The sequence below is a fragment of the Sphingomonas sp. genome, assembly GCF_032114135.1.
Lineage (GTDB): Bacteria > Pseudomonadota > Alphaproteobacteria > Sphingomonadales > Sphingomonadaceae > Sphingomonas.
Genome location: NZ_DAMCTA010000001.1, coordinates 1,954,124 through 1,979,546, shown reverse-complemented (window position 1 = coordinate 1,979,546; position 25,423 = coordinate 1,954,124). Strand labels below are relative to the sequence as shown.

General features: G+C 66.9%; 21 protein-coding genes. 7 read left to right on the top strand and 14 right to left on the bottom strand.

The window, feature by feature from the left end; translation table 11 throughout:
- Nucleotides 1–2 precede the first annotated feature (2 nt).
- Nucleotides 3–1,709, bottom strand: a complete 1,707-nt coding sequence (locus tag RT655_RS09445) for a methyl-accepting chemotaxis protein (RefSeq protein ID WP_313536331.1) — start codon at nucleotides 1,707–1,709, stop codon at nucleotides 3–5.
- Between the two features lie 260 nt (nucleotides 1,710–1,969).
- On the opposite strand from RT655_RS09445, the gene RT655_RS09440 reads away from it, so the two are divergent.
- Nucleotides 1,970–3,841 (top strand): ABC-F family ATP-binding cassette domain-containing protein, encoded by a 1,872-nt coding sequence (locus RT655_RS09440; protein WP_313536330.1) that lies wholly within the window; start codon nucleotides 1,970–1,972, stop codon nucleotides 3,839–3,841.
- 150 nt (nucleotides 3,842–3,991) lie between these two features.
- Here RT655_RS09440 and RT655_RS09435 read toward each other — a convergent pair whose 3' ends face one another.
- On the bottom strand, nucleotides 3,992–4,777 hold the full coding sequence (locus tag RT655_RS09435; protein ID WP_313536329.1) for an SDR family oxidoreductase: 786 nt from the start codon (nucleotides 4,775–4,777) through the stop codon (nucleotides 3,992–3,994).
- 98 nt (nucleotides 4,778–4,875) lie between these two features.
- Between RT655_RS09435 and RT655_RS09430 the strand changes: the two genes are divergently transcribed.
- The 4 genes from RT655_RS09430 to RT655_RS09415 all read left to right on the top strand — a co-directional run bounded on the left by RT655_RS09430 (nucleotide 4,876) and on the right by RT655_RS09415 (nucleotide 9,108).
- Nucleotides 4,876–5,763: a LysR family transcriptional regulator gene (locus RT655_RS09430; RefSeq protein ID WP_313536328.1), complete on the top strand. Its 888-nt coding sequence runs from the start codon at nucleotides 4,876–4,878 to the stop codon at nucleotides 5,761–5,763.
- A 76-nt stretch (nucleotides 5,764–5,839) separates the two neighbouring features.
- Nucleotides 5,840–6,418 carry a 2OG-Fe(II) oxygenase gene (locus RT655_RS09425; RefSeq protein ID WP_313536327.1) on the top strand — a complete coding sequence of 193 codons (579 nt, stop codon included), beginning with the start codon at nucleotides 5,840–5,842 and terminating at the stop codon, nucleotides 6,416–6,418.
- 67 nt (nucleotides 6,419–6,485) lie between these two features.
- Nucleotides 6,486–8,072 carry an MFS transporter gene (locus tag RT655_RS09420; protein WP_313536326.1) on the top strand — a complete coding sequence of 529 codons (1,587 nt, stop codon included), beginning with the start codon at nucleotides 6,486–6,488 and terminating at the stop codon, nucleotides 8,070–8,072.
- 10 nt (nucleotides 8,073–8,082) lie between these two features.
- The gene (locus tag RT655_RS09415) at nucleotides 8,083–9,108 is read left to right on the top strand and encodes an alanine racemase (RefSeq protein ID WP_313536325.1); all 1,026 of its coding nucleotides are present in this window, start codon (nucleotides 8,083–8,085) and stop codon (nucleotides 9,106–9,108) included.
- Here the strand turns inward: RT655_RS09415 and RT655_RS09410 are convergent, their stop codons facing one another.
- The 4 genes from RT655_RS09410 to RT655_RS09395 all read right to left on the bottom strand — a co-directional run bounded on the left by RT655_RS09410 (nucleotide 9,109) and on the right by RT655_RS09395 (nucleotide 15,814).
- Nucleotides 9,109–10,092, bottom strand: coding sequence for a 2OG-Fe(II) oxygenase (locus RT655_RS09410; protein ID WP_313536322.1), 984 nt, complete (start codon nucleotides 10,090–10,092; stop codon nucleotides 9,109–9,111).
- Between the two features lie 83 nt (nucleotides 10,093–10,175).
- A complete protein-coding gene (locus RT655_RS09405) occupies nucleotides 10,176–13,361 on the bottom strand; it encodes a TonB-dependent receptor domain-containing protein (RefSeq protein ID WP_313536321.1) in 3,186 nt (1,061 codons plus the stop codon).
- Between the two features lie 258 nt (nucleotides 13,362–13,619).
- A complete protein-coding gene (locus RT655_RS09400) occupies nucleotides 13,620–14,795 on the bottom strand; it encodes an acetyl-CoA C-acetyltransferase (RefSeq protein ID WP_313536320.1) in 1,176 nt (391 codons plus the stop codon).
- A 26-nt stretch (nucleotides 14,796–14,821) separates the two neighbouring features.
- Complete coding sequence (locus RT655_RS09395) at nucleotides 14,822–15,814, bottom strand: alpha/beta fold hydrolase (protein WP_313536319.1); 993 nt, start codon at nucleotides 15,812–15,814, stop codon at nucleotides 14,822–14,824.
- 89 nt (nucleotides 15,815–15,903) lie between these two features.
- On the opposite strand from RT655_RS09395, the gene phaR reads away from it, so the two are divergent.
- The gene (gene phaR, locus RT655_RS09390; RefSeq protein ID WP_313536317.1) at nucleotides 15,904–16,491 is read left to right on the top strand and encodes a polyhydroxyalkanoate synthesis repressor PhaR; all 588 of its coding nucleotides are present in this window, start codon (nucleotides 15,904–15,906) and stop codon (nucleotides 16,489–16,491) included.
- Between the two features lie 65 nt (nucleotides 16,492–16,556).
- Here phaR and RT655_RS09385 read toward each other — a convergent pair whose 3' ends face one another.
- Nucleotides 16,557–17,366: a methyltransferase gene (locus RT655_RS09385; RefSeq protein WP_313536316.1), complete on the bottom strand. Its 810-nt coding sequence runs from the start codon at nucleotides 17,364–17,366 to the stop codon at nucleotides 16,557–16,559.
- A gap of 51 nt (nucleotides 17,367–17,417) precedes the next feature.
- On the opposite strand from RT655_RS09385, the gene RT655_RS09380 reads away from it, so the two are divergent.
- Nucleotides 17,418–17,606: a hypothetical protein gene (locus RT655_RS09380; RefSeq protein WP_313536314.1), complete on the top strand. Its 189-nt coding sequence runs from the start codon at nucleotides 17,418–17,420 to the stop codon at nucleotides 17,604–17,606.
- Between the two features lie 160 nt (nucleotides 17,607–17,766).
- On the opposite strand, the gene RT655_RS09375 is transcribed toward RT655_RS09380, so the two are convergent.
- The 7 genes from RT655_RS09375 to RT655_RS09345 all read right to left on the bottom strand — a co-directional run bounded on the left by RT655_RS09375 (nucleotide 17,767) and on the right by RT655_RS09345 (nucleotide 25,420).
- Entirely contained in the window at nucleotides 17,767–19,320 is a 1,554-nt protein-coding gene (locus RT655_RS09375; protein WP_313536313.1) for a CpaF family protein, read from the bottom strand.
- 283 nt (nucleotides 19,321–19,603) lie between these two features.
- Nucleotides 19,604–19,855 carry an ATP synthase F1 subunit epsilon gene (locus tag RT655_RS09370; RefSeq protein ID WP_064310377.1) on the bottom strand — a complete coding sequence of 84 codons (252 nt, stop codon included), beginning with the start codon at nucleotides 19,853–19,855 and terminating at the stop codon, nucleotides 19,604–19,606.
- Between the two features lie 149 nt (nucleotides 19,856–20,004).
- Entirely contained in the window at nucleotides 20,005–21,477 is a 1,473-nt protein-coding gene (gene atpD / locus RT655_RS09365) for a F0F1 ATP synthase subunit beta (protein WP_313536311.1), read from the bottom strand.
- Nucleotides 21,478–21,504: 27 nt separating this feature from the next.
- Entirely contained in the window at nucleotides 21,505–22,380 is an 876-nt protein-coding gene (locus RT655_RS09360; RefSeq protein ID WP_313536310.1) for a F0F1 ATP synthase subunit gamma, read from the bottom strand.
- A 14-nt stretch (nucleotides 22,381–22,394) separates the two neighbouring features.
- Entirely contained in the window at nucleotides 22,395–23,924 is a 1,530-nt protein-coding gene (gene atpA / locus RT655_RS09355; protein WP_141988118.1) for a F0F1 ATP synthase subunit alpha, read from the bottom strand.
- A 10-nt stretch (nucleotides 23,925–23,934) separates the two neighbouring features.
- On the bottom strand, nucleotides 23,935–24,489 hold the full coding sequence (locus RT655_RS09350) for a F0F1 ATP synthase subunit delta (protein ID WP_313536309.1): 555 nt from the start codon (nucleotides 24,487–24,489) through the stop codon (nucleotides 23,935–23,937).
- Between the two features lie 235 nt (nucleotides 24,490–24,724).
- Nucleotides 24,725–25,420 carry a PEPxxWA-CTERM sorting domain-containing protein gene (locus RT655_RS09345; protein WP_313536307.1) on the bottom strand — a complete coding sequence of 232 codons (696 nt, stop codon included), beginning with the start codon at nucleotides 25,418–25,420 and terminating at the stop codon, nucleotides 24,725–24,727.
- Nucleotides 25,421–25,423: the final 3 nt, after the last annotated feature.

Genomic DNA, 25,423 nt, shown 5'->3' with positions numbered 1-25,423 from the left:
GTTCAGAACAGCCCGTCATCGTCCACCGGGCCACGTCCTCGACTTGGCGCGCCGAAGCCCGGGAGCGCGAAACGGCCATGGATCTCGCGCTCACGCGCCATGGTGTAGCTGCGCGCCATGCCGTCGAGCTCGGCCGCTAGCGCGGCTGCCGTTTCGCCCTGCGGTGCCGCACAGGGGCTGCCGAACAGCTTCAGCTGCAGCACCGTGCTACGCAGCATGTCGCCGAACGCGGGTTCGCAATCGACGTTGCGGGTGCTGGTCTCCAGGATGCGGTGCACCGCGGCGGCATCCTCGCCCAGCCCGGCCATGCCGGTTTGCATGCGTTGTGCGCCTTCGTGAATGCAGGCGAGCGATTCGGTGAGCGCGACGGCGGAGTCGCTGCCTTCCTCTGCCTGCGGATCGCGCAACGCCGTGACGGCGCCTACCAGCGCTTCGACCGACTGGCGGATCTGCCCCGAGATCGTCGCCAGCGCCGTCGCAAAGCCGCGGATCTCCGATGCCACCATCGCGAGCGCCTTGCCCTCGTCGCCGAGGCGGTGGCAGCGCAGATCGGTATTCCACGCCATCAGGTGCACATCCTCGTTGACGCGGTGCACCACGCGCAGCCGTTCGGCGAGGCGCTCGGCGCTGTCCGAGGTCGAGCCGCCCAGCGCCTGTGCCTTCGTATCGGCGTCGCGCAGGCGCGCGGTAACCTGCGCCACATCGGCGACGCTCTTTTCCAGCGCGGCGAGAAACACGCCGCCATCGTCGCGCCGCTCGCGATCACCTTCGGCCTTGATCTCCAGCAGCTGCGCCGCGCTCGGCGCAATGCCGCGCAGGCTTTCGGCAAGCCGCTGCGAATCGCGGTGAAAGGCTTCGACCGTGTCCGAGGTCTGCGCCGCGAACAACGCGACCATATGGCCGACCACCGGAATCGCGGCGGCGGGATCGGCGCGGTCGCGATACGCGATCAGCGCGCGGATGCCCGCGGCGATATGCTCCAGCCGCTGGCGGGTGATGTCGCCGATCTGCATCGCGCCGATCGCGGTCGCCACCTGGCCGTGGATTTCGCGCGCCACGATGGCGACGCGCGCGGCGCGGGCGGCGTCGGCCGTCTGGTGGCGCTGAAGCGCTTCCGCATCCTCGGCGAGCTTGCGTGGTACCTGCGGGATCACCTTGGCGCATTCGGCTGCCAGCTGGCGATCGACTTCGATCAACGCGGGGATGCTGGCGGTCAGCCGTTCGATCTCGGTGCCGATCCCGCCGATCTCGATTTCGCCCACGTCCAGCCGGACGTTCATCGTATCGGCAAAGTCGGCAAAGCCGTTGCGGCCCGCCGCCGCGACCTTGATGTTGAGCCCGCAAATCCGCAGGAAATCCAGCGTGCGCTTCACCTGTGCGATGTGATGCGCCAGCGGCCGCGCACCGGCGGCGATCCGCTCCAGCCCGGCCTGCCGCGTCGCCTGCACGGCCGGCAGCCGCTCCAGTCGCTCTGCGGTGGCGCGCATGTTCTGCACGGCGGCTTCGGCGGCATCGCGACCGAGCGCATGGGTGATGCTCTCCAGTGCCGCGACCAGCCGCTCGACGATCGCGTGCGCCTGCGCCAGCGCCTCGCCTGCCGTAACGAAGCGCGAATCGAGATCGCCGGCGACCTGGCGCAGCGTGGCCTCGATCGCCACCAGCGACAATTCCGATTCGGGATCGGGATCAGGAATGGGCGCGGCGAACATGGCCGTCTCCTTGGGGCGCGGTCCTGGGGCCGGGGCGGGGGGACGGATCCAGCGCGGGTAGTGCGGACAAGGGCTGCTCCGTGGGGCTTCGGCAGCGGCGCGGGCAGCGTGCCCTTGCAGCATGCGATGCAAGAATCGTCGCTCCCGCGACTAGCAGGAGGAGTCCTTAGGGCCGCTTAACGTCGCCGACGGCACGCGGGGGAAGAATGCGCGCAGGCTGCTGGCCCTTTCGTCGCGCATCGGCTAGGCGGGGCGCAATCATGCTGAACCTGACCGACATCACGGTGCGCCTGGGCGGGCGCACGATCATCGACGCCGCCACCGCCAAGCTGCCGCCGCGCGGCCGCATCGGCCTGATCGGCCGCAATGGCGCCGGCAAATCCACGCTGGTGAAGGTGATCGCCAGCCAGCTCGAACCCGATGGCGGCAGCGTCGACATGCCGCGCGGCGCCAAGCTCGGCTATATCGCGCAGGAGGCCCCCGGCGGCACCGCGACGCCGTTCGAGACGGTGCTTGCCGCCGATATCGAACGCGCCGCGCTGCTCGAGGAGAGCGAGACCAGCCACGACCCCGATCGCATCGGCGAGATCCACGAGCGGCTGATCGCGATCGATGCGCATGCCGCACCCTCGCGCGCCGCACGCATCCTGGTCGGCCTCGGCTTTGACGAGGAAATGCAGCATCGAGAGCTGGAGAGCTTCTCGGGCGGCTGGCGGATGCGCGTGGCGCTGGCCAGCCTGCTCTTCTCGCAGCCCGACCTGCTGCTGCTCGACGAGCCCTCGAACCACCTCGATCTCGAAGCGGTGCTGTGGCTGGAAGACTTCCTCAAATCCTATCCCGCGACGATCGTGCTGGTCAGCCACGAGCGCGACTTCCTCAACAATGTCGTTGATCACATCCTGCATCTCGAACGGGGCAAGCTGACGCTCTATCCGGGCGGCTATGACGCGTTCGAGCGCCAGCGCGCCGAGCGCCAGGCCCAGCTTGCCGCCGCGCGCGTCAAGCAGCAGGCCGAGCGCGAGAAGCTGCAGGATTACATCGCGCGCAACTCGGCGCGCGCCTCCACCGCCAAGCAGGCGCAGAGCCGGCAAAAGGCACTGGCCCGGATGCAGCCGATCGCCGAACTGGTCGACGATCCCTCGCTCAGCTTCGACTTCCCCAATCCGGACGAGCTGCGCCCGCCGCTGATCACGCTCGACATGGCAAGCGTCGGCTATGCCGAAACGCCGATCCTCCAGCGGCTCAACCTGCGCATCGATCCCGACGACCGGATCGCGCTGCTCGGCCGCAACGGCAACGGCAAGACCACGCTCGCCCGGCTGCTCGCCGCGCAGCTCACGCCGATGGACGGCGCGATCAACAGCAGCGGCAAGATGAAGGTGGGATACTTCACCCAGTATCAGGTGGAGGAGCTCGACCGCGACGACACGCCGCTGCAGCACATGACGCGCAACATGGCCGGGGCGAGCCCCGGTGCGGTGCGCGGCCAGCTCGGCCGCTTCGGCTTTTCGGGCGACAAGGCGACGACCAAGGTCGGCAAGCTCTCGGGTGGCGAACGCGCGCGGCTGGCACTTGCGCTGATCACCCGCGACGCGCCGCACCTGCTGATCCTCGACGAGCCGACCAACCACTTGGACGTCGACGCGCGCGAGGCGCTGATCCAGGCGCTCAACGGCTATTCGGGCACGGTCGTGCTGGTCAGCCACGATCGCCACATGCTGGAAATGACCGCGGACCGGCTGGTGCTGGTCGACCAGGGCACGGCAAACGAGTTCGACGGCACGCTGGACGATTATATCAGCTTCGTGCTCTCGAAGGATTCGAGCGGCGGGAAGGGCGGCGCGTCCAAGGCCGATCGCAAGGAAGCCCGCCGCGCCGCTGCCGAAGCACGCGAAAAGGGCACCGCGCTGCGCAAGGCAGCCAAGACGGCCGAGACCGAACTTGCGCGGCTGCAGGCGCAGCTTTCGGCGCTGGAAAAGGCGATGTTCGATCCGGCCAATGCCGATGCCGCGCTGACCAAGCTGACGATGACCGACCTGATGAAGCGCCGCGCGGAGGTCAGCGCGCTGATCGAGACGGCCGAGCTGACCTGGATGGAAGCCAGCGAGGCGCTCGAAGGGCTGGGGGGCTAACGAAAGATCCTCCCCGGCACGGGGAGGGGGACCGCCGCCGAAGGCGGTGGTGGAGGGGGGGGCTCCACACCGGACTCGCCCGCGGCGACCCCCCTCCACCATGCTGCGCATGGTCCCCCTCCCCGTGCCGGGGAGGATCTTATCCCTACCTCACGCGATCGTCGGCACGATCCCGCCTTCTACGCGGATCGCGGCGCCGTTGGTGATCGCGCCCAGCGGGCTGGCGAGCAGCGCCACCTGCGCGGCGATCTCCTCGGCCTCGATCAGCCGGCGGATCAGCGACAGCGGGCGCAGCTTGGTGAAGAATTCGGCTTCGCGATCGGCTTCCGGCGCATCCTTGTTATCGACCACCGATCGGATGAACTCGACGATCCCTTCCGAGCGCGTCGGTCCCGGCAGCACCGAATTGACCGTCACTCCGGTACCACGGGTCTGCTCGGCCAGGCCGCGCGCGATCGCCAGCTGCGCGGTCTTGGTGGTGCCGTAGTGGATCATCTCGCTGGGGATGACGAGCCCGCTCTCGCTCGCGATGAACAGCACCCGGCCCCAGTCGCGTGCCAGCATGCGCGGGAAATAATGCCGCGCAAGCCGCGCGCCGCTGACCACGTTGACCTCGAACAGATGGTGCCAGTCTTCGTCGCTGATCTCGGTGAAGGGCTTGGCCTCGTAGATGCCGAGATTGTTGACGAGGATGTCGGTGTTCGGAACCGCCGCGATCAGCGTCGCTGCGCCCTCGGCGGTTGCCGGGTCGGCGAGGACGGGATTGACAGTGCCGAGCTTGGCGATGCGCGCGGTAGCTTCGTCGAGCTTGGCTTGGCTGCGGCCTGTGATCGTCACCGCCACGCCTTCCTGGGCGAGCCGTTCGGCGATGGCGAGGCCGATGCCGGCGGTGGAGCCGGTGACGAGGGCGGTCTTGCCGGTAAGGTGCAGGTCCATGCGAGTGACTCCTTTCAAATTCGAAACCGGAGATAGGCGCGCGCGCCATTGCTGATTAGATTGCCGGGCAGCATCACAGAAGTGCATCGGAATCACGGATGGACAACCGGCTCGGCGAAATGGAGATGTTCCTGGCAGTAGCGGCCGAGGGCAGCCTTGCCGGTGCTGCCAAGGCGCTCCGCATCACCCCCTCCGCGGTCAGCCGCGGCATGGCGCGGCTGGAAGCGCGGCTCGGTGTCCAGCTTGCCACCCGCACCACCCGCGCGCTGGCACTGACGCCGGAGGGGCAGGCCTATCATGCCCGCGTCGCCGGGCTGATGGCCGAGATCGATGCGATCGAGCATAGCTTCGAGCGCGACCGGGTCCCGCGCGGGCCCTTGCGGGTCAATGCCTCGGTGCCGCTGGGCATGCAGTTTCTGATCCCGATCCTGCCCGCCTATCTGCAGGCGCATCCGGGAGTGACGGTAGATCTCACCTTGTCCGACGCGCTGGTCGAGCTGGTCGAGGAGCGGGCCGATGTCGCGATCCGCGTGGGGCCCCTGCGCGATACCGGCATCAAGGCGGCGAAGCTCGGGCGCAGCACGATGGTGGTGGTCGCCAGCCCCGACTATCTCGCGCGCTGCGGCACGCCCCGGAATCCGCACGACCTGGAGCGCCATACCTGCCTGCGCTTCAACTTCCGCCGCTCGATCGACAGCTGGCCGTTCCGCATCGACGGCGCCGTGGTCCAGCGGACGATGGACGGGCCCTTCCTTGCCAATTCGGGCGAGGCGGTGCGGCTGATGGCGCTGGCGGGCGGCGGCATTGCGCGGATGGGGCGCTTCCATGTCGCCGCCGACCTCGCTGCCGGGCGGCTGGTCGAGCTGCTGGCGGCGTTCAATCCCGGCGACGGCGAGGACATCCATGCGCTGTTCGTCGGCCATGAACGGCTGGCGCTGCGGGTGCGCTCCTTCGTCGACTTCCTCAAGACCAATCTGGTCCTGTGAGCGGTGCCTAACCCGCTGTTAACCCTGATCCTATAGGCAGCAACCGCCCTGACGGGCGTGTTGCAAGGACCGGCCGTTGACCGACATTCGCGTACTCGACAATTTCCTCGGCGACGAACGGCGCAGATGCGTCTGGGATTATCTCGACCAGCCCGGCTGGAGCCACGGCGCCTATTCCTCGGGTGCGGCCGATGCGCCCCGCTATTACTACAAGCATTTCGCCGGCTATCAGAAAAGCGCGCAGGAGGATCGCGATCCCAACGCGATCGCGCTCGAACTGGCGGCGCGCGCGCCGCTGATCGCCGAGATATGGCAGGCGCTGCTGCTCAAGCCGCTCCGTGCCCAGCGCCTGTCGCGCTGCTATGCCAACCGGATGCCGGCGGGCGTCGGCGGCGGCGTGCACCTAGACTCCGACTGCAAGGACCACCTCACCGCGATCTATTACCCTCAAGGCGCGTGGAACGCCGACCAGGGCGGGGAGACGCTGTTCTTCAACCGCAGCGGCAGCGACGTGGTGAAGGCCGTGGTCCCCAAGCCCGACCGGCTGGTGATCTTCCCCGGCACCATCCCGCACGCCGCGCGGCCGATCTACGCGGTCGCCCCCGAGACCGCGCGGATCACGCTGATGTTCAAGACGCTGGGCCGCCGCGCCTGATCGCACGCGCGTCCGCTCGACGACCGCGCCAATTTCTGTAGAAGCGGTGGTGCACGGGGGGGACGGGATGACGGAGAAGCCTTGCGCGCCCAGCGCGCGCGAAATGCGGATGGTGATCGGCGCATCGTCGCTGGGCACCGTGTTCGAATGGTATGATTTCTTCATCTGGGGCACGCTGACCGCCACCGGGGTCCTCGGCCGCACCTTCTTCCCCTCGGAAAACGAGAATCTGGCGACCCTGCTCTCGTGGGCGACCTTCGCGATCGGCTTCGGCTTCCGCCCGCTCGGCGCGGTGGTGTTCGGCTATCTCGGCGACAAGATGGGGCGCAAATATACCTTCCTCGTCACCATCACGGTGATGGGGCTGGCCACCGCCGCGATCGGCCTCATCCCGGGCTATCGTGCCATCGGGGCGACCGCACCGATCCTCATCCTGGTGCTGCGCGTGGCGCAGGGGCTGGCGCTGGGCGGCGAATATGGCGGTGCGGCGATCTTCGTCGCCGAGCATTCGCCCGAGGGGCGCGCCGGCTTCCACACCAGCTTCATCCAGGCGAGCGTGGTGGGCGGCTTCATCCTCAGCCTCGCGGTGGTGCTGCTGTTCCGGTTCGCCGCGGCGGACGTGTGGGAAAGCTGGGGCTGGCGGCTGCCGTTTCTCTTCTCGCTGGTGCTGCTCGCCATCTCGGTGTGGATGCGGCTGCGCCTTTCCGAAAGCCCGGTGTTCAAGGCGATGAAGGCGGCGGGCGAGACCGCGCGCAATCCCTTCGTCGAGAGCTTCACCTATCCGGGCAACAAGAAGCGGCTGCTCGTCGCCTTGTTCGGGATCGCCGGCGGGCTCACCGTGGTGTGGTATACCGCGATGTTCTCGGTGCTCGCCTTCCTGTCCGGCCCCATGCGGCTCGACCAGACCGCGGCGCAGCTGATCACCGGCGCAGGCGCGGTGATCGGCGTCGGCTTCTTTGTCTTTTTCGGCAAGCTCTCGGACCGGGTCGGTCGCAAGCCGCCGATCGTGATCGGCTATGCGCTTACCCTGGTGCTGCTCTTCCCCTGCTTCTACGTGATCGGCAGCGCGGCCAACCCCGGCCTCGCCAAGGTGGCGCGGCGCGAGCCGGTGATCGTCGCCGGGCCGCACTGCGCCTATGATCCCTTCGCCACCACCCAGACCGACGAGTGCTGGCGGATGCTCGATCACCTTTCGCGACTGGGCGTGATCTACAAGACCGCCGAGGCGCCCACCGTGGTTGTCACCATCGGCGGCCAGGTCGTCGAGAAGAACGACCCCAGGATGGTGGAAGCCGCGCTCAAGGAAGCCGGCTATCGCTTCGATCGGATCGTCCCCGAGCCGATCGACATCGCCATGATCCTGGTGGCGATGACGGTGCTGATGGCGCTGTGCGGGGCCACCTATGGCCCGGTCGCCGCGCTGCTCAGCGAGATGTTCCCGACGCGGATCCGCTATTCGTCGATGTCGATCCCCTATCATATCGGCACCGGCTATTTCGGCGGCTTCCTGCCGTTCATCAGCCACTATATCGTCGCGCGCACGGGCAACCCCTATGCCGGGCTGTGGTATACCTTCGCGGTGGTGGCGATGGCGCTGGTGGTGACCGCGTTCGGCCTGCGCGAGACGGTGGCGCTTCGCGCGGCGCGGCGCTAACCGACGGGGGATGACCGACTCCCCCCTCCGCCTCCGCCTCGATTCCGCCGCCCTCACCGCCAATTGGACGCTGCTGTCGCGGCTGAGCGGTGCGGCGGCGTGCGGCGCGGCGGTGAAGGCGAACGGCTATGGGCTGGGCGCGCGCGGCGTGGTGGAGCGGTTGGCGGCGGCGGGGTGCCGCGACGTCTTCGTCGCTACCTGGGCCGAGGCGCGGGACATCGCCGACCTCGGTCTATCCGTCTCGGTGCTCCACGGCGTGCGCGCCGAGGATTTGGCGGATCGCCCGGCCCATGCGCGGCCGGTGCTGTCGAGCGCCGAGCAGGTCCGGCGCTGGCGCGATGCGGGCGGCGGACCGTGCGACGTGATGGTCGATACCGGTATGAACCGGCTCGGCGTGGCGCCGCAGGCGGTGGCGGACGGGCTGCTCGACGGTCTCGTGATCGACACGCTGATGAGCCACCTCGTCTCCGCCGACGAGGACGTGCCGCTCAACGCGCGCCAGCGCGACAGCTTCGCCGCGCTCGCCGGCCGCACCGCGGCACGCCGCATGAGCCTGGCCAACAGCGCGGGCATCGCCTTGGGGCCGGACTATCATTTCGATCTGACCCGCCCCGGCATCGCGCTCTATGGCGGACGCCAGCGCGCGGCGCATGGCGACATCCGACAGGTCGTCACGCCCGAGGCGCAGATCCTCCAGCGGCGGCGGGTCTGCGCCGGCGAGACGATCGGCTACAACGCCACCTATACCGCGCCGCACGATATGGAAGTGGCCATCCTCAACCTGGGCTATGCCGACGGCTATCTGCGCTGCTTTTCCAACAAGGGTGGCGCGCGCGCAGGGGACGCGGTGCTGCCGGTGGTCGGGCGGGTGTCGATGGACCTGACGGCGATTTGCGTCGATGCCGCCCCCGACCTGGCCGAGGGCGACTGGGTGGCGATGGACTATGCCCTGCCGGAAACCGCGGCGCTGAGTGGGCTGTCGCAGTACGAGCTGCTCACCGGGCTCGGCGCGCGGTTCGATCGCATCTGGGCCTGATCAGCCCGACGCGATCGTCCAGGGATCGACAGGCGCCTGCCGGATCCAGCGAGTCGCGATCCATTTGGCGCCGGCGCGGATCGGCTCCCCGCTGTGCACGAGCCGCGGGTCGGGGGATCCGTCGGGCAGCAGCGTATCGAACAGGATCGCATCGCCCGCACGCGGCTGGACGGTGACTCCGATCGCCGGGAAGCACGTCTCGCCCCCGGCAAAGCCCTGGTTGAGATAGATGATCAGCGTCGCCACGCGCTGGTTAGCCGCGCCGGCAATGGTATCGAGGTGGCGGCGATATTGCTGACCGGGCGCATAGCGCAGCACCGTCAGCGGCTCGCCGTTGCGCACGTCGGTGCCTGTCGCGGCGGCAATGCGGAGATTGATCGCGCGGACCGCCAGATCCTCGCGCGTGGGACCGATCGCGCCGCCATCGGACGTGCGGATCGGATGCGGCATGGGCCGCCCGCTGCCCGGATCGAGCACGAAGGACGGCTCGAGCAGCGGTTGCGCGGTGGCGGCGAGATGTGCGCATTCCTCCGGTGTCAGCAACCGGGGAAAGCGGCGCAACCGGGTCGCTTCGTGCAGGACCTGCCCGATGGGTGCGGCCTGCGGGCTGCCATCCGCGCGTATGTTCATTTTGGCGAGCAGGGCACGCTGTGTGGTCGCCACCGGATCCTCCCGCGCCGCTACGTCCAGCGCCTGTAGCGCGCGCGGCCAATCGGGCGTATCCCGGCCGCCGTTGCCGTTGGCGATCAGCGCGATCTCCATGAGCGCGCCGTCGACATGGCCGATCGCGACGGCCCTGGCGAGACATGCTCGCGCCTGATCCAGGTCACGCGCGACCGGGGCGCCGATCAGATACCAGACCGCCAGCTGCATCCAGGCCTCGGCGCTGCCTTGCGTCCCCGCATCGGCGAGGAGCGCGCAGGCCTGCGCGGTCTTGCCGGCGTTGGCGAGGGACAGGGCATGGTCGACGGGGTTGCGGTGCATACGGTGCTTCTATCCCGGCAGGCAGACCAAAAAAAAGGCCGGAAGGATCGCTCCTTCCGGCCTCGATAAGCGGGTTTCCGCGATCAGAAGTTGGCGCGGAAGCCGACGTAGAAGAAGCGGCCACGGTTGTCATAGACGCCCGAACCGGTGCCCACGCCCGTCAGGCCGTAGGGCGGATTCTTGTTCGCGACATTGTTGACGCCGCCGTAGAAGTTGAAGCTCTTGTTCACTTCGAGGCCGAAGCGGACGTCGTTGTAGACGACCGACGGATACATGCGGATCGTCGCATAATCCACGTTCTGCGGCGGCTCGCCGTTGACGCTGTTATAGTCTTCGAAGGTGTTCAGGTACATGCCGCTGATATAGCGCAGCGTATGGCCGATCGAGAACTTGCCGAACGTCAGGTCGGTATCGACGGTGAAGCGGTCCTGCGGATCGTTCAGCTCGCCGGTGATGACGTTCTTGAAGTTCGGACGCGACGGATCGGTGAAGTTGTCGCGCTGGATCACATGGGTCCACTCGCCCTTCACCCGCACCAGCGCCCAGTCGAAGCGGTGCGTGTAGGTGACGTTCGCATCGAGGCCGCGGGCCTTGTAGCGTGCATAGTTCTGCGGCGCGTCCTGATACGAACCCTCGATGATGCGGAACGGCTGCTCGCCGTTCGGACCACCATTGGCACCCGCACGCTGGAAGAGACCGCAGAACTGGTTGCTCAGCGACGGCGCGTCGTAGCAGGCGTTCAGTGCGGACTGCACCGACGGCGAGGTGATCACGTTCTTGACCGTGATGTCGTAATAGTCGCCCGAGATCGACAGGCCCGGCACCCAGTGCGGCTCGAAGATGCCGCCCAGCGTCCACGAACGCGAGCTTTCTTCCTTCAGGTTCGGGTTGCCCCCGCTGAGGATCTGCAGCGACGCGGTGTAGACATAGTCATAGGTGGTCGGGATGCCGGCGGCAGCACAGTTCGCCTTGCGATTGGCGGAACCCGTGCCGATGTTGCGCAGCGAGCAGGGATCCGACGGTGCCGGGGTGAAGTTCTGCCCTGCGACGGCGTAGAGATCGCCCACATAGGGTGCACGCACCGCGCGCGAATAGCTGCCACGAAAGCCGAAATCGCGCACCGGGCGCCAGATCGCATCGCCGCTATAGGCGAACACCGTGCCGGTCGAACCGCGATAGTTCGCGACGCGACCCGAGCCGCTGGCGGTCAGTTCCTGGAAGAACGGCACGTCCTTGAGGATCGGGACCGAAAGCTCGCCGAACGCTTCCTTCACTTCGAATGCCGGCGAACGGAAGGTCGGAATCGCGTTGTAGAACGCGTAGCCAGCCTGGGTCAGCGGATCGAGGTCGTAGCGCAGCGTCTCGCGACGATATTCGCCGCCCACCGCGACGCTGACCGGGCCGCCCGGCAGTTCGAACAGGTTGCCCGCGATGAAGCCGTTGGCCACGAATTGCGTCGCGCTGCCGGTGGCGGTGGTGTTCATCAGCAGATAGTTGCGCGCGGCGGTGCTGACCGAGCCTTCGCCGAACGGATTGAGCGGCACGCAGGCCGCGACGTCTGCCGCGAGGATCGACGGCGTGCCGCCGCGATCGGTGCCGGCATAGGCCGGGTTGATCTGCGAACGGCAGACGATGTTGCCATTGGCGTCGCGCGTCGTGTCGTTCGCGAGCAGGAAGCGCTGGCGATTGATATTGCCGCTGATCACGTTGGTTTCGCGATGCTCGCTGTATTCGGCCGACACTTCATAGTGCCAGCTGCTGGCGATGTCGCCGCGAACGCCGCCGACGAAGCGGTACACCTCGCGCTTGATGTTCTCGTCGCGCGTACCGAGATCGACCCAGTTGCGACGCAGCGAGAAGCGGTAGGTGCCCGCCGCAACCTGCGCGAGCGACGCAGCCTGCTGCGCGGCGGTGATGGCCGCGCCGGTGTTCGGGTTGACGCCCGATGCAATCGCCGCCTGCAGCTGCTGCGAGATCGTGCCACGCGCGGCGTCGTTGAGATACGGGTTGTCGAGGCGGATGCCCTCACGGTTCACGCGACCGTTGGTGAAATAGGACAGGTCCGTGAGGCCCGTGCCGGTGATCTGGTCGCTGAGCGTCTGGCCCTGCGAGAAAAACGGACCGCTCTGCGAGCCGAAGGCTTCGGTGCGCACATATTTGGCCTCGAAGAACGGCACGAACGCGCTCGAAATCTCGAAATGGCCAAGCGCGTTGAACGCATAGCGCTTCACGTTCGGCGACAGCACCACCAGCTTGCCTTCGCGGCTGGTCGAGCCGTTGCCGCCGACGAAGCTGCCGTTCGGGCCGAGGCCGACGCGCAAGCCGGTCTGCGGGGTCAGCGCGCCGCCGGGCTGGAACAGATAGGCGCAGGTGAAGGCGTTGCCGACGGCATCGGTACCGCACGGACGGCTGCTGTTGTTGCCGTAGCGGAAGCCCAGCTGGCCGCCGAGCGAGATGGTGGTGCTGCGCAGATCGCGATAAAAGATGCGATCCGGCACGTCGTCCGAAGAAGCGCCGGTGTCGGTGTCGACCACGACGAAGGCGTCATTGCGACGCAGCGACGGGCGGTCCGAAGCGTAATAATCCGACTGGTGCGAATATTCCGCTGAGACGACGACGTTTCCGCGGCCGTCAGCGAAATTCTTGCCGGCGAGCAGCGACACGGTCTGGTTGCCTGCATCGCCGAACTTGCTCACGCCGGCGCGGGCGTTGAGCTGCAGGCCGTTGAAGTGATCCTTGAGGATGAAGTTGACGACGCCCGAGATCGCGTCCGACCCGTACACCGCCGACTTGCCGCCGGTGACGATGTCGATACGGTCGATCAGGTCGAGCGGAATCGAGTTCACGTCGACGGCGTTGCCGTTGTTGATGATGTCGCTGGTGACCTGGCGGCGGCCGTTGATCAGCGTCAGCGTGCGCGAGATGCCGAGACCGCGAAGGTCGAGGAAGTTCTGCCCGCGACGACCCAGGCCCGAGGTGGAGTTCTGCGAGCCCACCGTGGTGCGCAGCTGCGGCATCGTGTTCAGCACGTCGCCCACCGAGATACGACCGCTATTGGCGATCTGCTCGGCAGTGACGGTGGTGATCGGAACCGGCGAATCCTGGTTGGCCGTGCGGAGGCGCGAACCGGTGACGACGATCGACGTGTCTTCGCCGGTGGTTGCTGCGCCGCTTTCGTCCTGCGGCGTCGTCTGCGCCAGCGCCATGGCCGGGATCAGCATCGCGCTGCTCACCAGCGCGGTTGCGCCCAGTAGCTTGGAAAATGTCATGAGTTGCCCCTCACAGGCGGGATGCCTGACGAAGCTTTGATCCGCTAACGCACGATTCTTACAAGAGGTTTGGTAACGAAGTTTACATCTTTGTGACGCGCTGTTGCAGCACTGCAACAGCTTGCTACAAAATGTTGCTGATATATCGCATATTGGCGCAATTTAATTTCATACAATTGCTGATGAAATCGTGTGCGCATGCAAAAAGAGCCGGGGTTTTGCACCCCGGCTCCCTAAGTCTGCCGCAACTGCGAACGATCAATCGCGTTCGATGCACATGGCGATGCCCATGCCGCCGCCGATGCAGAGCGTCGCGAGGCCCTTCTTGGCGTCGCGCTTGCCCATTTCGTGCACCAGCGTGGTCAGGATGCGCGCGCCCGAGGCGCCGATCGGGTGGCCGATGGCGATCGCGCCGCCATTGACGTTCACCTTGTCGGCATCCCAGCCCAGTTCCTTGCCGACCGACAGCGCCTGCGCGGCGAAGGCTTCGTTCGCCTCGATCAGGTCGAGGTCCTTGATCGTCCAGCCGGCCTTTTCCAGCGCCTTGCGGCTTGCCGTGACCGGGCCGATGCCCATCACCGACGGGTCGACGCCGGTGCTCGCCCAGCTGCGGATGGTGGCGAGGATCGGCGCGCCGCGCTTCTCGGCTTCCTCGCGGCTCATCAGCACCAGCGCGGCGGCGCCGTCGTTGAGGCCCGAGGCGTTGGCGGCGGTGACCGTGCCGTCCTTCTTGAACGCGGGACGCAGGCCGGCGACGCTGTCCACCGTCGCGCCGGCGCGGATATATTCGTCGTCGGCGACGATCGTCTCGCCCTTGCGGGTCTTCACCGTCACCGGCGCGATCTCGTCCTTGAAGCGACCATCGGCGCGCGCCTTCTCGGCGAGGTTCTGCGAGCGCACCGCGAAGTCGTCCTGCTCGCCGCGGGTCACCTGATATTGCTCGGCGAGATTCTCGGCGGTGATGCCCATGTGATAGCCGTTGAACACGTCGGTCAGGCCATCCTTGATCATCGTGTCGACCAGGCTCAGGTCGCCCATCTTGGTGCCCGGGCGCAGCGACTGCGCGTGCGTGCTCATCGACATCGATTCCTGGCCGCCCGCGACGATGATGTCGGCGTCGCCGTTGCGGATCGACTGGAAGCCCAGCGCCACCGCGCGCAGCCCCGAACCGCAGACCTGCTGCACGCCCCAGGCCGGCACTTCCTTGGGCACGCCCGCGTGCATCGATGCCTGACGCGCCGGATTCTGCCCCTGCGCGGCGGTGAGCACCTGGCCGAGAATGACCTCGGAGACTTCCTCACCCTTCACGCCGGCTTGGGCGAGGGCGGCCTCGATCGCGACACGGCCGAGCTCATGTGCAGGCGTGGCGGCGAAGGCACCGAGAAAGCTGCCCACCGGGGTGCGCTTGGCGGCAGTGATCACGACGTCGGTCATGCTGGTCTCCTGGATGTGTTTGCTCGCTATCTAGTGCGGGAAAGTGCAGTTAACCAGTCGGCAAGCGGCTCCCAAACCGCTTTGCGCGCGCGGCCGCCGACGATCATGCCGACATGCCCGAGCGCCATCTCGCGCACCTCCCCCAGCCGCGCGGCGCTGGCAGCGGGGACGATGCGATCGGTGGTGGAGATCAGGGAGAGCGCGGGGATGGCCAGTGTCTCCGGCTTCGCGGTGACGCCCGCCACCTGCCAGCGACCGCTGCCCGGCAGATCGGCCGAAAGGAAATCGTCGAACAGCTGGCGCCCGGCGCCGAAGCTCAGCGGCGCGCCGGCATTGGCCCAATCCTCCAGCACCACGAAGGCGCGCGCCTCGGGGCCGCGCGCGCGGAGGCGGCCGAAGCGTTCGTACTTCAGGATCGTCCGGCGGGGGTCGAGCTGCCAGAAACCCGCCTGCAGCACTTCCATCGGCACCACGCCCAGCCGCTCGCAGGTGGGATAGGCCTGATCCCACAATGCCGCGAACCGCTCCAGCGCCGCGCCATACCCGGCGAAGTGCCAGGGCGCTGCGATCGTGACGAGGCCGGCGGTCTCGATCGCCTGCGCCGCGGCGATCGCCATCGTGCCGCCCAGGCAATAGCCGGCGAGCACCGGCGGGCGCTGCAGCTGGCGCAGCAACGGCAGCAGCAATTGCTCGACATGGCCGTTAATGTCGAGCTGTGCTTCCTCGGGCGCGGGGCTCCCCCAGTCGACCAGCAAGGGCCGTACGCCCTGGCGCGACAGCCACCGCAGCAACGAATTGCCGCGAGCGAGGTCGAGCACCACCGGCGGGTTGATCAGCGAAGGCACGAACACCACCGGCCAGCCATGTCCGCCATAATCGCGCAGCATGGCGCGTCCGGCGCGTGCGGCGATCGGCTTTTCGGGGCGGGGGGCAGGGCGAGGCGCATGCTGATAGGCCGCGAGCCCGGCCAGCGCGGCAGCGCGTTTTTCGGGCGATGCTGCCGTTTCGTTGCGCAGCATTGCAAGAAAAAGCGGCAAAGGGCGCGGTCCGTGTTGCGGCGCGTCAGAAACTGTAGTTAGGTGCACATCTGTCACGCGCGGGGTTCCCCATGAAGAAAGCTGCACCTGGAAGCGGTCCGGTCATTATCAAGAAATACGCGAACCGCCGGCTCTACAACACCGAGACTTCGTCCTACATCACGCTCGAGCATCTCGCAGCGATGACGCGCGAAGGCCGCGACTTCAAGGTCGTCGACGCCAAGACCGAAGAGGACATCACCCACAACGTCCTCACCCAGATCATCATGGAAGAGGAATCGCGCGGCCAGACGATGCTGCCGGTGAATTTCCTGCGCCAGCTGATCTCGCTGTACGGCGATTCGATGCAGGCGATGGTCCCCGGCTATCTGGAGGCGTCGATGGATAGCTTCCGCCGCAACCAGGAACAGTTCAAGTCGGCGGTCGAGGGTGCCTTCGCCAACTCGCCCTTCGCCGAGATCGCCAAGCGCAACATGGCGATGTTCGAAGCCGCAGCCAGCGCCTTCCAGCCGGGCGGTGCCGCGAACCCCACCCCGGATGCCGCACCCGCAGCCACACCGGCGGCCTCCGACGCGAGCAGCGCGGGCGACGGCGACGTGTCGTCGCTCAAGGCGGAGCTTGCCCGGCTGCAGGAAAAGATCGAGAAACTGGGGAAGTAAGCTCCGGGCGGTGCGCGCCGGACCCTGCCCTGTCGGAGCGGGGGCCGGCGCCATGTTCGTGGTGCTTACGGCTTGCGGAACTTGAGCGTCATGCGGTCGCTCTCGCCGATCGCGGCATATTTGGCGCGGTCCTGGTCCTTGAGCGCATAGGTGGGGGGCAGCGTCCACACGCCGTTCGGCCAGTCGGCGGTATCGGCCTTGTTGGCGTTGATCTCGGACGCGCCGACGAACTTGAAGCCCGCCGCTTCCGCCAACCGGCGGACGGTCGAGACCTTGAGATAGCCGCTCTTGGTCTCGCGGTCGTCGCTGGCGCTTTCGGGCAGGCGATGGTCCTCGATGCCGAGCGTGCCGCCCTTTTTGAGCATCGCGTACATCTGCTTGAACGCCTCGGGCGCATAGTCCTTCCCGTCCTGGCCGCCCATCCGCCAGTTATGGACGTTGCGGAAGGTGAGCACCACGTCCGCCGTGCCGTCCGGCACCTTGGCCTGGCCCGCGGCGGCGGGGAAGGCGACGACGCGGATCGGACCGTAGAGCGCGGCATCCTTCGCCTTGAGCGCCTCGATGCCCCTGGCATTGCCGCTCGGTACCGCGGCATAGAGCGTGCCCTTGCCCTTGGTGAGCGGCGCCAGGATCTCGGTATACCAGCCGCCGCTCGGCCAGATCTCCACCACCGTGTCGCCGGGCTTCACGCCGAAAAAGGCGAGCGTGTCGGCGGGGTGGCGATATTTGTCGCGCGCGGTATTGGCGGGGGTGCGGCCGGATGCCGCGACCGCGCTCTCGATCGCATGGCGCAGCGACGCCGGTTGCTGCGCAGCAACGCTGGCGACGGCGGCAAGGGTGGTGACGGCGGCGACGGCGATAAGACGATGGCGCATAAACGATGGCTCCCTGCTATCGGTGCGCGACTGTGACGCAACAAGGTGACGATGCAACTACAATTCTGGATCGCTGCGGGGGTTGCGCTGCTGATCGCGATCCTTGCGGGGTTGGCCGAGCATCGCCGGCGCAAGCGGCGTAACCTGGAGCAGGTCGGCTGGGTGCCGTGGATGGCGATCCAGATGGCCGGGCTGTTCGCCGCGCTGGTGCTGGTGAGCGTGGCGCTGCACGCGGGGTGAGGCTTTGAAGATCCTCCCCTGAAAGGGGAGGTGGCGCGCGCAGCGCGTCGGAGGGGGTGTCAGCGCTGGTATCGCGGCGCGCACCCTTGGCGGGTACACCCCTCCACCACCGCCTCCGGCGGCGCTCCCCCTCCCCCTCCGGGGGAGGATCTGATGGATTTCAGAGGCACGCCTCCAGCAGCGCCTGGTCGAAGCCGAACTGCTTGGCCTTGTCGAGCGTGTAGGGGCGCAGGCCCATCGAGCGATATTCGCCGATGATCTTCCCGTCGGTGCTCTCGTCGAGATATTCGAACTTGAACAGCTCCTGGGTGACGATCACCGGGCCCTCCATCCCGATCACCTCGGTGACGTTGGTCACCCGGCGGCTGCCGTCGCGGAGGCGCTTCACTTGGATGATCAGGTCCACCGAATCGGCGATCTGGCGGCTGATCGCTTCCTTGGGCACCTTGATGTCCGACATCATCACCATGTTCTCCATCCGCGCCAGCGCCTCGCGCGGGCTGTTCGAGTGGAGGGTGCACATCGATCCGTCGTGACCGGTGTTCATCGCGGCGAGCATGTCGAAACACTCGGCGCCGCGGATTTCGCCGAGGATGATGCGATCGGGGCGCATGCGCAGCGCGTTCTTGACGAGATCGCGGATCGAGATTTCGCCCTGGCCTTCCAGATTGGCCGGCCGCGTTTCCAGCGGCAGCCAATGCGGCTGCTGCAGGCGGAGCTCGGCGGCGTCCTCGATCGTCAGCACGCGCTCGCCTGGGTCGATCATCTTCGAGATCGCGTTGAGCATCGTCGTCTTGCCCGAGCCGGTGCCGCCCGAAATGACGATGTTGAACCGGCTCGCCCCCGCGATCTTGAGCGCGGTCGCCATCTTCTCGGACATCGATCCGCCCTTGGCCATCATGTCCAGCGTGATCGGCTTGGCGGAGAATTTACGGATCGAGATGGCGGTGCCGCGCAAGCTGAGCGGCGGCACGATGACGTTGACGCGGCTGCCGTCCTTGAGGCGGGCGTCGGCGAGCGGGGTGGTCTGGTCGACGCGGCGGCCGACCGAGTTGCAAATCCGCTGGGCGATCTGGAACAGATGCTCCTCGTCGCGGAAATTGATGTTGGCGAGCTCGAGCTTGCCCTTGCGTTCGACATAGGTCTGCTCGGGGCCGTTGACCATGATGTCGCTGATCGCGGCATCCGCCAGCAATTCCTCGAGCGGACCCAGCCCGAGCAGCTCGTCGACCAGCACCTTTTCCAGCGCGAACTGCTCGCGGCGGTTGAGCGTGAGCTTCAGCTCGGCAAGCACCTCGCCGATGATCGGACGGAATTCCTCGGCAAGCTCGTCCTTGCTCAATGTTGCCGCGGCCTCGGGGTCGACACGCTCGAGCAGGCGCGGCAGCACCTGTTCCTTGATGCGGTGGATCGAGGCCTCGAAGCCTTCGTTGCGCGAGCTTCCCTGGTCGGCGGGGGCGGCCTGGCGATCGGCAAGGCGCTGCATCGCGTCGGCGCTGGCCGCGCTTGGGCCCAGAGGGTCGCGCTCGAGCATCGGATCGGCGAAGTGCTCGCCGGGCAGGGGGACCGAATCGAGCGGCGGGAATTGTTCGCCGCCCAGCGGCAGCGGTTCGGCACGCTGAACGCTGCCACCCTGCATCGGTCGTGCCACGCCAAAGGCCGGTCGTCCTCCGGTCCCGTTTCCAATGCCGCCACGACGCCCGAACGCGCTCATCGAATGTCAGTCCTCCAGGAAGACAGGGGGACTAAAGGAGAAGCCTTGCGATTTGGCTAACTATGCGGGGCGGCGGGGCAGTGGCGTGGGAGACGTCTCGGCCGGGCGTCGGGTGCGCTGCATGATGCAGTCATGCCCCAAACGCGTCATCCCCGCGAAGGCAGGGATCCATTGGCCTGTGCGGTCCCGGCAGGAGCCGCCGCTTTGGCGCGAATGGATCCCCGCCTTCGCGGGGATGACGATGGTCTGCGTTGCGGTGGCCGGACTTCCCCGGCCGCCTACATCACTCGGCGCGTTCGGCCAGCACGGTCAGGCCGCGCTCGTTGACCTCGGCGAAGCCACCCTCGACGCGGATAAGTTCGGGCGTGGTGGAGCCCGCCTTGTACAGCTCGATATTGCCGTCGCGAATGGTCGACATGATCGGCGCATGGCCTTCGAGCACGCCGAAATCGCCCTCGCTGCCGGGGACGACGACCATATGGACCTCTTCCGAGCGGACGAGACGTTCCGGAGTGACGAGTTCGAAGTGCAGCATCTTCTCTATCCTAAGCCCCTCTCCTTTAGGGGAGGGGTTGGGGTGGGGGACACCGCCCCCTGCGTCGGTATTCGCTGGGGTTATGGACGCTCGCTTGCGCTCGCGCCCCACCCCAACCCCTCCCCTGAAGGGGAGGGGCTAGTCCTTGATTACGCCTCGTCGGCGAGCTTCTTGGCCTTGGCGATCGCGTCGTCGATGCCGCCGACCATGTAGAAGGCCGATTCCGGCAGATGGTCATACTCACCATCGACCACCGCCTTGAACGAGCGCACCGTGTCTTCCAACTGCACGAAGGCGCCGGGGATGCCGGTGAACACCTCGGCGACGTGGAACGGCTGGCTGAGGAAGCGCTGGATCTTGCGGGCGCGGGCGACGGTCAGCTTATCCTCTTCGGAAAGCTCGTCCATGCCCAGGATCGCGATGATGTCCTGCAGCGACTTGTACTTCTGCAGGATGGCCTGCACCGCACGTGCCGTCTCGTAATGCTCCTGGCCGACAACGCGCGGCTCGAGCACGCGGCTGGTCGAGTCGAGCGGATCCACGGCCGGGTAGATGCCCAGCTCGGAGATGGCGCGGTTGAGCACGGTCGTCGCGTCCAAGTGGGCGAACGAGGTTGCCGGTGCCGGATCGGTAAGATCGTCGGCGGGCACGTACACGGCCTGCACCGAGGTGATCGAACCCTTGGTGGTCGAGGTGATGCGCTCCTGCAGCGCGCCCATGTCGGTCGACAGGGTCGGCTGATAGCCCACGGCCGACGGAATACGGCCGAGCAGTGCCGACACTTCCGCGCCCGCCTGGGTGAAGCGGAAGATGTTGTCGACGAAGAACAGCACGTCCTGGCCTTCGACGTCGCGGAAGTACTCAGCGATCGTCAGGCCCGACAGCGCGACGCGGGCACGGGCGCCCGGCGGCTCGTTCATCTGACCATAAACGAGCGCGACCTTCGAGCCCTCGGTGATGGCGTTGCCGTCGGCGTCCTTGGCGATAACGCCGGCGTCGAGGAACTCGTGATAGAGATCGTTGCCCTCACGGGTACGCTCGCCCACGCCTGCGAACACCGAGGTGCCGCCATGGCCCTTCGCGATGTTGTTGATCAGCTCCTGGATGAGCACGGTCTTGCCCACGCCGGCGCCGCCGAACAGGCCGATCTTGCCGCCCTTCGCGTACGGCGCGAGCAGGTCGATCACCTTGATGCCGGTGACGAGAATCGCGCTGTCGGTCGACTGCTCGATGAACTCGGGCGCCTTGGCGTGGATCGGCGCACGCAGATCGGTGCCCACCGGACCACGCTCGTCGATCGGCTCGCCGACGACGTTCAGAATGCGGCCGAGCGTCGCCGGGCCGACCGGAACGCGGATCTGGCTGCCGGTGTCGGTCACGGTCTGGCCGCGGGTCAGACCCTCGGTGGCGTCCATCGCGATCGTGCGGACGGTGTTCTCGCCCAGATGCTGCGCGACTTCGAGAACCAGGCGGTTGCCGTTGTTCTGGGTCTCCAGCGCCGAAAGGATCGCCGGCAGGTTGTTCTCGAACGTCACGTCGACGACCGCGCCGATCACCTGGCTGATGCGGCCGACATTGTTGGTGCCCGTGGTCGGGGTCGTGTCTACAGCGGCGGTTGCCATTGTTGCTTTCCTTGCTTCGTGCAGCTTTTAGAGCGCTTCGGCGCCCGAAATGATTTCCACCAGCTCGGTCGTGATCGCGGCCTGGCGGGAACGGTTATACTGGATCGTCAGACGATTGATCAGGTCGCCGGCGTTGCGCGTGGCGTTGTCCATCGCGGTCATCGACGCGCCCTGCTCGCTGGCCTGGTTCTCCAGCAGCGCCTTGAAGATCTGCACCGTCAGGTTGCGCGGCAGCAGATCGGCGAGGATCGTCTCTTCGTCCGGCTCATATTCGACCGCGGCACCCGTGGCCGGCACCGCCGATTCCGGCACCGAGACCGGGATCAGCTGCTGCTCGGTCGGCACCTGGGCCAGCGCCGAGCGGAAGTGCGAGTAGAACAGGGTCGCCACGTCGAACTCGCCCGCGAAGAAGCGGTCGGTCACGTCCTTGGCGATCGCGCGCGCCTCGTCATAGCCCGGCGTCCGCACCGCAGTGGTGTCGAACTGGCCGACGATCATGCCGGGGAAGGTACGGGCGATCACCGCGCGGCCCTTGCGGCCGACGAGGTAGAACTTCACCGTCTTGCCCTCGGCGATTAGCGTGCGACCCTTGAGAATCGCCGCCTTGACGATGTTCGCGTTGAACGCGCCCGACAGGCCCTTGTCGCCATTGGCGATGATGAGCAGCTGCGTGTCCGCCTTGCCGGTGCTGGCGAGGAGACGCGGCGCATTGTCGCTGGCCCCCACCTTGCTGGCGAGGCTGGCGACCACGCCCTCAAGGCGCTGGGCATAGGGACGCGCGGCTTCTGCGGCGGCTTGCGCCTTCCGCAGCTTCGCCGCCGCGACCATCTGCTTGGCCTTGGTGATCTTCTGGGTCGACTTGACCGAGGCGATCCGGCCCTTGAGTTCCTTGAGGTTGGCCATCCGGCGGCAGTCCCTTAGGCGAAGGTCTTGGTGAAGGCGTCGAGCACGCCCTTCACCTTGTCTCGCGTACCGTTCTCGAAAGCCTTGGTGTCGCGGATCTCGGCGAGCACCTCGGCATGCTGCGAACGGAAGTGCGCGAGCATCGCGGCTTCGAAGCGGACCACGTCCTTGACCGCGACATTGTCGAGGTAGCCGTTGGTGCCGGCGAAGATCGAGATGGTCTGCTCTTCGAACGACAGCGGGCTGAACTGCGGCTGCTTGAGCAGCTCGGTCAGGCGCGCACCGCGGTTCAGCAGCTTCTGGGTCGAGGCATCGAGGTCCGAACCGAACTGCGCGAACGCGGCCATTTCGCGATACTGGGCCAGCTCGAGCTTGATCGAGCCCGACACCTTCTTCATCGCCTTGGTCTGCGCCGACGAACCCACGCGCGACACCGAGAGACCCACGTTAATCGCCGGACGGATGCCCTGGTAGAACAGGTTCGTCTCGAGGAAAATCTGGCCGTCGGTGATCGAGATCACGTTGGTCGGAATATAGGCCGACACGTCGCCCGCCTGGGTCTCGATGATCGGCAGCGCGGTCAGCGAGCCGTTGCCGTTGGCGTCGTTCATCTTCGCGGCGCGCTCAAGCAGGCGGCTGTGGAGATAGAACACGTCGCCCGGATAGGCTTCACGGCCCGGCGGACGGCGGAGCAGCAGCGACATCTGACGATAGGCGACGGCCTGCTTCGAAAGATCGTCATACACGATCACGGCGTGCATGCCGTTGTCGCGGAAGAACTCGCCCATCGCGCAGCCGGTGTACGGCGCGAGGAACTGCAGCGGAGCGGGCTCCGACGCGGTGGCGGCGACGACGATCGAATACTCCATCGCGCCATTCTCTTCGAGCTGGCGGACGATCTGCGCGACGGTCGAGCGCTTCTGGCCGACGGCGACGTAGATGCAGTAGAGCTTCTTGCCTTCGTCGCCCGAGCTGTTCGGGCCCTTCTGGTTGATGAAGGTGTCGATCGCGACGGCGGTCTTGCCGGTCTGGCGATCGCCGATGATCAGCTCGCGCTGGCCACGGCCGATCGGCACCAGGGCGTCGATCGCCTTGAGGCCGGTCTGCACCGGCTCGTGCACCGACTTGCGCGGGATGATGCCCGGCGCCTTCACTTCGACGCGACGACGCTCGGTATATTCGATCGGGCCCTTGCCATCGATCGGGTTGCCCAGGCCGTCGACGACGCGGCCGAGCAGGCCCTTGCCGACGGGGACGTCCACGATCGTGCCGGTGCGCTTGACGGTGTCGCCTTCCTTGATCTCGGCGTCCGAGCCGAAGATCACGACGCCGACATTGTCGGCCTCGAGGTTGAGCGCCATGCCCTGCACGCCATTGGCGAATTCGACCATCTCACCGGCCTGGACATTGTCCAGCCCGTGGATGCGCGCGATGCCGTCGCCGACGGACAGCACCTGGCCGATTTCCGAAACCTGCGCTTCGGTGCCGAAATTGGCGATCTGGTCCTTGATGACCTTCGAGATTTCTGCGGCGCGGATATCCATCTTCTTGCCTTCAGCCTTTCATCGCGTGCGCGAGGGAGTTCAGTCGGGTCTTGATCGACGAATCGATCATCTGGCTGCCGATCTTCACGACCAGGCCGCCGAGCAGCGAGGGGTCCACCGACAGGTCGACCGAGACCTCGCGGCCGATACGGGTGCGAAGCTGCTGCTTGAGCGCATCGACCTGTTCGGCATTGAGCGGGTGTGCCGAGATCACTTCCGCGGTCGTCTCGCCGCGGTGGCTGGTCGCCAGCGCACGGAAGGTGCGGATGATCGCCGGCAGCTGCGCCAGACGACGGTTCTCGGCGAGTACGCCGAGGAACTTGGTCGTCGTCGCATCCAGGCCCATCACGCCCGCCGCAGCCGCGACGGCCTTGCCGGCGTCCTTGCGGCCGATCAACGGGCTGGTGGTGAGCGCCTTGAACTCGGGCGATTCGTCGAGCGCCGCCCGCACGGTCGCAAGGCTCGCTTCGACGGCCTCGATGGCCTTGGCGTCACGTGCCAGCTCGAAGAGCGCGGTTGCGTAGCGTCCGCTTAGGCTGGCCTGAATACCGCCGGAATTCTCCACGCGATTCGTTTCCTCTCGGAGGGTCGGAAGTGACCCCATGCACAAAAGGGGGGCGACGCAAACTGCGCCCCCGATGGGTTGCCGGGCTGCTAGCATCGCGCTTGGCCGTATGCAACCCGAGTCGCCGAAACGTCACACGCTGGTTTCATGTTTGCGTTTGGACGTGTCTGGAAGCGCCCAAGAAAAAGGGCAGGCGATGGCCTCGCCTGCCCCGAAATCATGGGATTAGCCGGTGTTAGGCGACTCGCAGCGCCGCCGCACGCTTGCGCCGGAACATGCCGCCGACCAGCGCGAAGCCGCCGATCATCGTCGCCCAGCTGGCCGGCTCCGGCACCCCGCTCAGGAACACCTGGCTCTGCTGGTCCTTGGAGAAGAGCAGCTGCAGCTTGTGGCCGGCGATCGCGGTCCAGCCGCCGGTAGTGATCTGGGTCAGGTAGCTATTGGCCAGCGCACGGGCATCGTCGCTGTTGCCGCCGACGGTGTAGAACTGGCCGCTGGTGGTGTCGTAGTTGCCGCCATGCTCCTCGAGAATCTCCCACACCGCGAGCTGGGTGGCGGCGGAGATGGTCTTGCGGCCGAGCAGATCCTGTTCGTTGCCCAGCAGCACCTCCGAATGGGTGAGCAGGGTGAGCAACTGCTGCTGGCGGGTGACGTCGCCGAGCACGGCGGAGATGCCGGTGCGCTCGAAGCTGCCGGTGCCGATCGCGGTGAAGGCGTCGGCGCAATAGGTGAGGAATTCCACCGTCTTGCCGTCCTCGGTGCCGGTGAAGCGGAAGCGGCTCATGCCCGGCCAGTTGCCGACGAAACCGGTGGGGGTGTAGATCATCTGGTCCGCGGCGAGATAGCCGGGATCGTCGTCATAGCCGGTGATCACCACCGTCGCATGGGCGGCTGCCGGCACCACCGCGCCGAGCGCCAGGGCTGCGGCCATCAG